Source organism: Bradyrhizobium sp. SYSU BS000235, assembly GCF_049747295.1.
Classification (GTDB): Bacteria; Pseudomonadota; Alphaproteobacteria; order Rhizobiales; family Xanthobacteraceae; genus Afipia.
In genome coordinates, this window is sequence record NZ_JBMHJM010000001.1 from 4,761,708 (window position 1) to 4,771,937 (window position 10,230).

8 protein-coding genes and 1 tRNA gene are annotated in these 10,230 nt (G+C 59.2%); 5 read left to right on the forward strand and 4 right to left on the reverse strand.

Annotation, left to right across the window (positions count from 1 at the left end; all coding sequences use genetic code 11):
* Positions 1-67 precede the first annotated feature (67 nt).
* The 3 genes from ACP0KA_RS22435 to ACP0KA_RS22445 all read left to right on the forward strand — a co-directional run bounded on the left by ACP0KA_RS22435 (position 68) and on the right by ACP0KA_RS22445 (position 1,800).
* Complete coding sequence (locus tag ACP0KA_RS22435; RefSeq protein WP_424630922.1) at positions 68-808, forward strand: DUF3750 domain-containing protein; 741 nt, start codon at positions 68-70, stop codon at positions 806-808.
* A gap of 46 nt (positions 809-854) precedes the next feature.
* A complete protein-coding gene (locus ACP0KA_RS22440) occupies positions 855-1,634 on the forward strand; it encodes a cobalamin-binding protein (protein ID WP_424630923.1) in 780 nt (259 codons plus the stop codon).
* Positions 1,635-1,723: 89 nt separating this feature from the next.
* A tRNA-Arg gene (locus ACP0KA_RS22445) sits at positions 1,724-1,800 on the forward strand.
* Positions 1,801-1,893: 93 nt separating this feature from the next.
* On the opposite strand, the gene ACP0KA_RS22450 is transcribed toward ACP0KA_RS22445, so the two are convergent.
* Positions 1,894-4,869, reverse strand: a complete 2,976-nt coding sequence (locus ACP0KA_RS22450) for an autotransporter outer membrane beta-barrel domain-containing protein (protein ID WP_424630924.1) — start codon at positions 4,867-4,869, stop codon at positions 1,894-1,896.
* Positions 4,870-5,006: 137 nt separating this feature from the next.
* Entirely contained in the window at positions 5,007-5,549 is a 543-nt protein-coding gene (locus ACP0KA_RS22455) for a GGDEF domain-containing protein (RefSeq protein ID WP_424630925.1), read from the reverse strand.
* A 606-nt stretch (positions 5,550-6,155) separates the two neighbouring features.
* On the opposite strand from ACP0KA_RS22455, the gene ACP0KA_RS22460 reads away from it, so the two are divergent.
* Positions 6,156-7,556, forward strand: coding sequence for a hypothetical protein (locus ACP0KA_RS22460; RefSeq protein WP_424630926.1), 1,401 nt, complete (start codon positions 6,156-6,158; stop codon positions 7,554-7,556).
* Between the two features lie 32 nt (positions 7,557-7,588).
* Positions 7,589-8,329: a class I SAM-dependent methyltransferase gene (locus ACP0KA_RS22465; RefSeq protein WP_424630927.1), complete on the forward strand. Its 741-nt coding sequence runs from the start codon at positions 7,589-7,591 to the stop codon at positions 8,327-8,329.
* A gap of 115 nt (positions 8,330-8,444) precedes the next feature.
* On the opposite strand, the gene ACP0KA_RS22470 is transcribed toward ACP0KA_RS22465, so the two are convergent.
* Both ACP0KA_RS22470 and ACP0KA_RS22475 read right to left on the reverse strand, forming a co-directional pair.
* Positions 8,445-8,705, reverse strand: coding sequence for a hypothetical protein (locus tag ACP0KA_RS22470; RefSeq protein ID WP_424630928.1), 261 nt, complete (start codon positions 8,703-8,705; stop codon positions 8,445-8,447).
* A 69-nt stretch (positions 8,706-8,774) separates the two neighbouring features.
* Positions 8,775-10,100, reverse strand: coding sequence for an MFS transporter (locus tag ACP0KA_RS22475; protein ID WP_424630929.1), 1,326 nt, complete (start codon positions 10,098-10,100; stop codon positions 8,775-8,777).
* Between the last annotated feature and the right edge of the window lie 130 nt (positions 10,101-10,230).

Here is a 10,230-nt window from a genome sequence, read left to right on the forward strand (position 1 = left end):
TTGCGCGGTTTCACGATAGTCAGCAGACGCGCGTTCAACGAGACTTCCATCGATGAGATCGTGGAAAATGCTCCTGCTGATCTTTCTTACGCTTCTGCTCGTTCCCATCGGCATTTCCGCAGCCTCCTATTTTCTCAGTGACCGCGCCTCGGCGAACTGGCAGGCCGCGGACCGCTCAAGCGCGGGCGTCCTGCCGGAAGCGTCAGAACATTCCGATGCTGTCGTGAGAATCTATGCCGCGCGCACCGTGCGCTGGCGTGGCATTGTCGCCGTTCACAGCTGGATCGTGTTCAAGGAGCAGGGCGCCTCCCGCTACAGCCGTTACGATTACACGGCGTGGGGCGAACCGATCCGCGTCAATGGCTTCGTCGCGGATGGACGATGGTTCGGTCAATTGCCGGAAGAAGTGTTTCGCGCGGACGGTGAGCGCGCGGCGCAGCTCATTCCGAAAATCGGCGCCGCCATCGAAAGCTATAAATATCGCAATCTCGGCGACTACCGCGCCTGGCCCGGGCCGAACTCGAACACCTTCGTCGCCGCGATCATCGATGCCGTCCCAGAAATGGGAGCGGTGTTGCCGCCTACCGCCATCGGCAAGGATTTTCCCTTTGATGGCGCGTGGTTCGGCCGCACACCATCCGGCACCGGCGTGCGCATGACGCTCGGCGGCTATCTGGGTCTGACCGTCGGCTGGCTCGAGGGCATCGAGCTGAATGTTCTCGGTGCCGTTCTCGGCCTCGATATCCGGCGGCCCGCGATCAAGATTCCCGCCATCGGACGGATTGGCATGAGCGCCGCATCGGCGTAGTCACGTGTCCGTAGACGCACGGTCGCGTCGCCCGGAAGCTCTCAAAATGCGTGCATTTCCTCCCAGCCGAATTGTCTGCCTCACGGAAGAGACCGTCGAGACGCTTTATATGCTCGGCGAACAGGATCGCATCGTCGGCGTGTCGGGCTACGCGGTGCGGCCGCCGCAGGTGCGTCGTGAGAAGCCGCGCGTATCAGCGTTCATTTCAGCAGACATTCCGAAGATCATGGCGCTGCAGCCCGATCTCGTTCTGGCGTTCTCCGATCTGCAGGCGGACATTGTGGCCGATCTGGTGCGGGCAGGGGTGGCGGTGCACGTATTTAACCAGCGCGATGTCGCCGGCATCCTTGCGATGATCCGCACCGTCGGCGGCCTGATCGGCGAAGCCGCGAAGGCCGACCGTCTTGCGGCGCAGTTTGAGGAGCGTATCGCCACCGTGGCGGCGAATGCGAACGGCGGCGCGCGGCCGAAAGTCTATTTCGAGGAGTGGGACGATCCCTTGATCAGCGGTATCGGCTGGGTGTCCGAACTGATCAACATCGCGGGCGGTGAGGATGTCTTTCCGCAACTCGCAAAGGAAAAATCCGCCAAGGACCGCATCATCGCGCCCGAAACGGTCATCGCTGCGAAGCCCGATGTCATCCTCGCATCGTGGTGCGGCAAGAAGGTCGTGCCGGAGAAAATCCGCCAGCGGCCAGGGTGGGGGGAGATTCCCGCCGTCCGCAACGGCCGCATCATCGAGATCAAATCACCGCTCATCCTGCAGCCGGGCCCGGCCGCCCTGACCGACGGGCTCGATGCCGTCGTGGCGGCGTTGCGGCTGTAAGTTATTGTTCCGTAGATCTAAAAAAATCCAATTCCACACGCGTTTTGGGGCTGGCTTTCGGAGGCTGCTTGGCTATTGTGCGCCCTCACGCGCTCCTAGCTCAGCTGGATAGAGCATCGGATTTCGATTCCGAGGGTCGGGAGTTCGAATCTCTCGGAGCGCGCCACTGCACACAAAACTGCGAAGATCAGTCGCAGAGCCGCTTTTTCCTGCAATGTTGCGATCATGTTGAACGTGGCCTGCCCCGGTCGGCGCCTGATCAGAATTGCGCGCGGAGCCTGACGTTGCCCTTAAGGATATAGCTGTTACCGAAACCACGGAACGGCGTGTTGCCGGAGAATTCGGTATAAAGAGTGAGGTTCTTGCGCCAAGTCACGCTGGCACCGAGGCCGAGTTCGCCCCACAGCCGCTCGTCGGCATTGATGAGGGGCGTGCCGGAAACCATCGTACGCATGCCATCCATCCATTCGTAGCTGACATTGGCGATGCCGTAGATGCGGCTGCGGCCACCTTCCCAGGCGCTCTGATGATCGAATGCAACGCCCCAGCGCGTCTTGAAGCTGTCGTTCCTGTCGGCCGCCACGTCAGCGCCCGACGGATCAGTGAAGCGATCAAACCGAACGTTGGAATAGACGACTTGAAACTGCGGCGTGATGCCGAGCTTGTCACTGAGCGCGATCCGCTTGCCGGCCTCGATGCTGAGCGCTTCGCCGCGGCCAATATTGTCGGGGGTGAGCGAGCCGCGAAGTTCGGAATTGAGATTGCTGCTGTAACGGCTGACCTGCGCCTGACCGTCGACATAGAAGCCGGTGAGGCCATACCAGGTCAACGTCGCGCCAAGGCCGTAACCGTCAGTCTTCACCGCGCCGTTGCCGAACACTGAGTTGATCCGGCTGTTGGCATTGCCATAGGAGACGTTGAGGCCCGCTACCAGACGCCCGCTCGCGTTGTCGACAAACACCCGATCGGCGCCCGCCTGCATCTTCCAGGTATCGATGCTTTGATCCAAACCGGTGGTCGAGACTGCAGGATTGAAGCGACCGTGGGTATTTTCCGCGCGGCCCCAAATGCCGTTGCCGTCGCCATTGGAGCCAGCGCCCCAGATGCGGTTGCCGACGCGCTGCTGCAACGTCGGCAGCGTGTTGAGGGTCTGCAGATTGGCGCCATAGGATTCGTAGACCGGCACGCCGGGCTGATAGAGCGGTGTCGAGGCGGGACCGCCCGGTCCACTCGGCGGATTGAGCAAATCAGAACGCAGATACCAGTCGCCGTCCGCGGGCGTGGAGACGCCGCCTTGATAGAGACGATAGGCATAGGCGCCGGCGATCACCGCCGGCGCGCCCTGGAAAACATAGGTGCCGTTGAGCACGAAAGTGCCGCTGGATGCGCCCACGACATCGACGATCTTGATGCCGTTCACCGTTTGCGCGCCAAGGCCGCCTTGGTTGATGATGTTGACCTGCGTACTGCCTGAGGTGTTGCCGTTGACCACGAGGCGGCTGGTCTGCGAACTGTCGTCACCGAGAACAGTCGCGATCTCGAGACGGCCGCCATTGCCGGCATAGTTGCCCTGGACGGTGAGGGTGCCCATGGCCCCGCCATAGCCCGGCGCGACGACGCCTTTATTGACGACGTTATGATTGATGACGTCGTTACCCACGATGCCCGTGCCCGCGAGCCGTCCAAGCGTGTCGACCAGCATGTTGCCGCCCAGCACGCCGTTCACGGCGAGCGTGCCGGCTGACACGGTCGACATCCCGGCAAAGCCGGAGCTGTCCCCGGTCAGCGTCAGTTGGCCGAGGCCCAGCTTGTTGAAGGAGGTTGTCGACGAACCGGAAAATTTGGTGTCAATGCCGATGTCGAAGCCGTTGGTATCGAACGAGGCGGTAGTCACGGTCAGCGCCGTGAAGCCGTTCAGGAAGTTGGCTTCATTTCGGTTCGCACGCAGAATACCGCCGTTGAGGTCGAGGGCAGTGGTGGTGCCGAATCCCTTGATCACCGAGCCGGTCTCGAGCACGCCGCTTCCGGCCACGGTACCATCGCCGTTGAGATGGAGCGTTCCACTGCTCCCCGTGTTGTCGCGGCCGATGTAAACATCGTCGCGGACGCTCACGAAGCCGCCGTTTCCAACGGTCATCGTTCCGGTGCCATCGTGACCGACCTCAATGCTGCCACCCACAGTCAGGCTTGAGACGTTGCCGGTGGTGCTCGAGATAGTGACCGTGCCCGTGCTGCCGACGTCGTAGCCGATATAGACAGAGGCAGAGCCGCCCCCAACTGCACTGACCACCGCGCCGCCGTCCTCGATGTTGAGCGTACCGTCGCCCGAGTTACCCACGTAGATATTGCCGCTGTTCCAGGTCGAGGCATTGCCGTTGGCATCGCGGCCCGAAACGGTGACAGTGCCCTTGCTGCTGCCGCTGAAGGTGACGTCGCCGATGGTGGCTGCTCCACTGTTCACCACCCCGCCGTTCAGGATGTCGAGCTTGTTGTCGTTGGCGTCGCCGCCAATGGTGAGATTGCCGGTCACGTTGAAGGTCGAAGCGTGGCCGTTGATGTCGCGGCCCGTGACCAGGACCGAGCCAACGCCATTGTGCGAACCATCGCTGTCGAGGCCGATAACGGCGTTCGCCTGAGTGTTCACCACCCCGCCATCCTGGATGATGAGATTGCCTTTGCCATTGTCGCCGATGTTGAGCTGACTGGTGCTGGTCCAGGTCGAGGCATTGCCGCTGGCGTCGTGGCCCGAGACGATGACATCGCTGTGGTCGTTGACGCCGATCCCGGTGAACTCGGCGCCGATATAGCCGGTCGCATTGGTGACCTGGCCGCCACCGAGGATATTGAGCGTGCCGTTGCCGTCCTGGCCGACAACGAGGTCGCCGTTATTGGTCCAGGTCGAGGCATGGGTGCCGTCGGTGCCTGAGACGGTGACCGTCGCTTGGCTGCCGCCATCGTAGCCGATAAAGCCGGTGGCGTTGTCCACTGCGCCGCCGTTCAGGATGTTCAGCGTGCCGCCGACGCCAGGACTGTCATTATTAATTTTGAGATCGCCTCCCACAGACCACGGGTTTGCCGGACCAGTGAACGGATAAGTTAAACCAGTACCTGTGACCGATTGCGCGGACGCCGGCTGCATGCCGGCCATCGCAGTGACGAGTGTGACAATCGCCGTCGTCAGGAAAAGGGATCGACGGTAGCTGACGGCATTTGCGCCGCCTGTTGCTCTTGCCATTTGCGGCAGTCCTCACCAGCCAGGCACGCGCCGATTGGGGAAGGGCAGTCACCCGCCTAAGCTCCGCCATCAAGACGCGACGCGCATCCGGCCAAGCCCCGAGTCAATGACAACTCGAAACGTTGCCTTTGCTTGATTCATAATTGATCAAGGTTAATCCTTGGTTGCCGGCGTGATTGTTTTCGACCGGAGCGAGTGGCCAGGTCATGTCTTCGCTGTGGATTGTATCGATCAGCGCGCCAAGCTCGGCAATGCAGCGCGCGGCACGATCCATCAATGCCAGCAAATCCTCGTCCTCGCGTGCAACTGCGATCCCGAAGCTGGCCGTTGGACTGATGTTGGGAACCAGGCGCCACGTCCTTGAATGCGGAGCGGGGTTCTTCGGCCAACGCGTGCGCAGCGATAGCCTGCCCCGGTGGAAGCAGCACTGCGAATTCCTCGCCGCCGAGGCGGGCGATGATCGCATCCCGAGGAGCTTTCTCCTTGAGAACGTCGGCGAATCTTCGGATGATTTTATCGCCGCTGATGTGTCCGAAGCGGTCGTTGATCGACTTGAAGTGATCGAGGTCGCCCAGGATCATCGCAACCGGTGCGCTGGTGGTTTGCCGCGCCAGCGCGTCGAGCGCCCGGAGTTCAAAACCCCGGCGATTGAACAAGCCCGACAACATGTCGACTTGCATCGGATCAACGGACGTATTTTTCGTGAGAGCGAAGTCCAGGCATTGCCGCCTCGTTAGTGAAGCGCGACTCGATTGATGGCAGTTGAACCTGGATCAATTGGCCGACATCGTTGTGATGATGTCACAATCGGGCGGCAAGTTCGACGGGCGGCAAGTTCGAAACTCCCGGAGCGCGCCGAAACGCCACCATTCAGAACATAACCGCGATCATTGCCGATACTTTTTGTGACGTCGTCGGCGCTCTCGATCGAAGCGGACGTCGGACGCGAGCAGATTGGATGAAGAGTGATCTCGACAGATCGCAGCCATCTGCGTCGCATTCGCGAGCTCGAAGAGATCGCCCTACAAACTTCAGAAAGTCTTTTCGGGAGTTCGACCGAAATTCTTGTTTAAAATTGTTTTCATCGAATTTGTATCGTCTGTCGCCACACAAGCGCCCTGACTTGCTCCTTGTATAGGTGTCGAGGCCGCATCGTGCGACGTCGCGCGCGCTGCGTTGGGCGAGACTTCGAAATCTTCGGAAATCGGGATGCAGGTATCACGCCCGCCCGGGTCGTGTCTGGATTCTCGAGCCGGACAGTGGTGGCTTAGGACTAAGAGTAAGTGATGCTGTGGACAGCTCCGTACTGGTCGATACGTCTGCTTTTTGTGCTCGCGGCGGCCGTCTCCTCATTCCCTGCCACTGCTCAGGTGAGCAAAACCAATCCTTCTGCCTCGTCAACCAAAGTCACGTTAGGTGCCATTCGTTGGGATAATTGGAGTCTCGACAGCCCTTATGGGCAGGTCCTGGCCGATCCAGGATTACGCGAGCGCGTTCCGTATTACACAGAACGTCTGCCGAATGGACATCTGGGTTTTCCCGGAAACACCGAAAGAGCCCTCAATGCCGATGTGCACTACGCGAAGGCCGCAGGCTTGGACTATTTCATATTTGGCTATTACCTGGAGAGTGCGTCTTGGGGACGTAATCCCAATAGTGCCGTAGCGCTCAATCGGGCGCTCACGAATTTTGTCAGCCTCCCGGACAAGCTCGGCATCAAGTACGCTCTGAATTTTAATCTGTCATTCCCGTCGCGTGATGTGCCGATGGTGAGTGCTGCAATCAGCAAGGCGCTCCTTGGGCCCGATTACATGCGGACGAGCGACGGCTCGGCCCCGGTGTTTTTCCTGGTTGGGACAATGGAGCCATGGCTCAAAGGTCTGGGCGGCGAGGAGGGCGCAAAAGCAGCCCTGAACGATATGCGGAATCGCGTAAAGAACGCCACCGGTCAAAATCTCTATCTGGTTGCTTTGCTCTTCAACCTGCCTGAGACGGGCCCCGTTGCTCACAGGCTGGGATTCGATGCGACGAGTACATATGCGACCGCGCTTGGGGCGAGTGGAAAATCTCTATCGTACGCCAGTTGCGCCGCCCTCGCACAGAACGCATGGCAAGCTGAAGCCAAAGACGGCGCGGGAGGTTTCCTGCCAACCGTTACGCTCGGGTGGGATTATCGTCCGGCGTTGCGCGATCCTCACGAAAAGAAAAGTCGCAAACCGAATCCTGATTGGTGTCAACCTGCCACCGATGGGGAATGGATACAGCAAATCCGTGATGCAATAGAAGAGGCGGCGAACAATCCGCGCAACGATCGCTTCCAGAGTGTGGTGTTATATGCCTGGAACGAAAGTTCCGAAGGTGGCTGGATTCAGCCAACGCTATCTGAGGGCGTGCGACGGCTCAAAGTGATAGCAAACGCGGTAGATCGACACCCGACAATTCCGCCTTTCAAGCTCACGTGGCCGACCCAAATTGATCCAAAGACGTGTGCCGTTGGCTCGTCATCGATATCAACTGCAACGGCAGATGCCGGATGCAAATCGCCCAGTGATGCGATGACGATTGCGTGGCCATGTCCGCCAGGTACGCAGATTGCCAGCGATGAATTGCGCCAAGGACCGTCAGAGGAAGGGGAAAAAATACAGCCTATCTGGCAGGAGAGGCTTTGCGTTCCACAGGAAAGATGACAGCGACGATTCCATAGTGATTGGGGGTTCCAATGAATGAAGTCTGGAGTGACGAGAATAACTTCGCGATCAACGGCATGAAGTTTTGTCTGATTAGGCAGAACTTCAATGACGCCAGGACGACAAAGGATACCATCGCGATCATCAAGAACCGCGGGATGATTGATCGATACAAGAGCCTCATTCGCGAGAACGCGGTGACCAATATCCTGGAGTTTGGCATTTTCGAAGGTGGCTCAGCTTTGCTTCTTGCCGCAATCGAGGAACGCGTCAAATTCGTTGGTATTGATATTAGACCTCCCAGCCCAGCTGTTCTCGGCCTGATACGGGACCATGGTCTCACGGACCGCGTAAAATTATATTACAACACATCACAGGGCGACACCGCGCGTGTTCAGACAATCATCAAGACGGAGTTTCCCGGACAACGAATAGATATGATTATCGACGACGCCTCTCATCAATACGAACTCTCCCGAGCAAGCTTTGAGGCGTCCTTCCACTATCTCAAGAATGAAGGTCTCTATCTCATCGAAGATTGGGCCTGGGCTCATTGGGAGGAGCCTTATCAGACGCAGCTATGGGCTGATATGCCGGCACTTACCAACCTCATCTTCGAGCTCGTCATGCTCTGTGGGAGCAGGCCGGACATCATATCGGAAATGAGTGTGCAAAAGGCGATCGCCATTTTCCGCAAGGGCGGACAAGAGGTCGGAAATTTCAGCCTGTCAAAGCTCTACCGCCATCGTAACAGATGGACCCCCGCACTGTAGGACGCCATCTCTCGTCGTGGATCGAAGGCCGACGTCAGTGCGCCATTTCCCGGAAAATTAGCGAACATCGAGCGTGCGGTTTCGCCGCTCTCTTTCGCTGAATTGCATCCCGGAATTAACGACGTCCGACGCGATTGACGGGGCCGCCGCGGTTCATCGGCGTTCCGGGCCGGACCGCCTCGCGGGCCGCTGCGCGTGCGACTGGGCGTGGCCTCAGGACGACGCCTGGTCGTGCGACGCAGCTCGGGGGATAGCCAATGTATTGGCAGTAGACGACGGCGCCCGCTGGCTCGCTATTCACGATCATTCCCGTCGAACCAAACAGGGCACTCAGTGCCAGTCCGGTGAATGTCACTGACAATCGAAGTCGACGCATGACTTCCTCCCATGGGTTGTTCTGCATTCAGCGGCATCAAAGAGGCTTCGGCCGACTCTCACCTCGGCGTCACTCGTCATATTCCCTCGAAATATCCCTCCCGGTGTAGTCAGGCATCAGCGATGCCGCCGCAAGGCTCACGACCGCGCAAGCCGCGATGTAGATCGCGATCGCGTAGCCGGAATGATACGCGGCGAACAGCGCTGTCGCGATGAGGGGAGCTGGGCCGCCGGCAATGATTGACGCGAGTTGGTAACCGAGCGATGCGCCGCTGTAGCGCAACCGCGGCGTAAAGGCCTCGGCGATGAGCGCCGCCTGCGGTCCATATTGCATGTTGTGCGGGATCAGCGACAGCACGATCGCGATGAACACCAGCGATGGAATCGCGGTATCCACCAGTCCGAAGTAAATGAAGCCGAACACGCCGACTGTGGCCGCACCGATCAAGTACATTTTCCTGCGCCCGATGCGGTCGGAGATATGACCCGACAGCGGAATGGTGATGAACGAGACGCACGAGGCCACCAGCACTGCGCTCAGGATCAGATCGCGCGAGAGGTGCAGCGTGTTGACGGCATAAGCGAAGATAAACGCGGTGAAGATATAGAACGGCGCTTGCTCGGACATTCGCAGCAACGCCGACAGGAGGATCTCCTTCGGATGCTTCCTGAAGACCTCGACAATGGGGGCTTTCTCAACTTTGTTTTTATTCAATACTTCTTGGAAGACCGGCGTCTCAAGGATGCCGAGGCGAATCCAGAGTCCAACGCCGACGAGGACGATCGACAGTGCAAAGGGAATGCGCCATCCCCAGGTCATGAACTGGTCACCCGACCATTGACTGACTGCGAGAACCACGAGGTTCGAGAGGAACAGGCCGCACGGCACGCCGAACTGCGGCCAGGATGCCACAAAACCGCGGTGACCATAGGTGCGTGACCACTCCATGGCGAGCAACACCGATCCGCCCCATTCACCGCCGACGCCGATTCCCTGAAACATCCGCAACACCGTCAGGATGACGGCGCCCCAGATTCCGATCGAGGCATAGGTCGGCACGAACGCGACGAGGAATGTCGCAATACCCATGCATAGGAGCGTGGCAATAAGTGTTGCTTTGCGGCCGATGCGATCACCGAAATGGCCGAAGATGGCAGCACCGATCGGGCGCCCGACAAAGCCGATGAAGTAGGTGCCGAACGCAGCCAGCGTTCCGGTTAACGGATCTTCATTGGGAAAATAGAGCTTGCCAAAGACGAGCCCGGCAGCAGTGCCGTAGAGGAAGAAGTCGTACCATTCGATCGCGGTGCCGATGGTTGCTGCGACCACCGCCTTGCGTAACTGTGCACTATGGTCCGACGGGGACAGGTTTGCATGCGTAACGAGAGTAGCCATGGCACTTCCCCTGATTGGTTGTTGCCCCCCAGGGTCAGGACCGGCTTTGAGCCGTCCATTATCAGTAACATCTTACTCCTGGCGCGGCGTGACTGAAAGCTGTGCCTCGCTCAGGTTGAATTATCTTCGC

Coding starts and splice junctions, on each gene's coding strand:
- ACP0KA_RS22465 (WP_424630927.1), top strand. CDS start 7,589: ATGAATGAAGTCTGGAGTGACGAGAATAACTTCGCGATCAACGGCATG.
- ACP0KA_RS22460 (WP_424630926.1), top strand. CDS start 6,156: ATGCTGTGGACAGCTCCGTACTGGTCGATACGTCTGCTTTTTGTGCTC.
- ACP0KA_RS22450 (WP_424630924.1), bottom strand. CDS start 4,869: ATGGCAAGAGCAACAGGCGGCGCAAATGCCGTCAGCTACCGTCGATCC.
- ACP0KA_RS22475 (WP_424630929.1), bottom strand. CDS start 10,100: ATGGCTACTCTCGTTACGCATGCAAACCTGTCCCCGTCGGACCATAGT.
- ACP0KA_RS22455 (WP_424630925.1), bottom strand. CDS start 5,549: ATGCAAGTCGACATGTTGTCGGGCTTGTTCAATCGCCGGGGTTTTGAA.
- ACP0KA_RS22440 (WP_424630923.1), top strand. CDS start 855: ATGCGTGCATTTCCTCCCAGCCGAATTGTCTGCCTCACGGAAGAGACC.
- ACP0KA_RS22470 (WP_424630928.1), bottom strand. CDS start 8,705: ATGCGTCGACTTCGATTGTCAGTGACATTCACCGGACTGGCACTGAGT.
- ACP0KA_RS22435 (WP_424630922.1), top strand. CDS start 68: ATGCTCCTGCTGATCTTTCTTACGCTTCTGCTCGTTCCCATCGGCATT.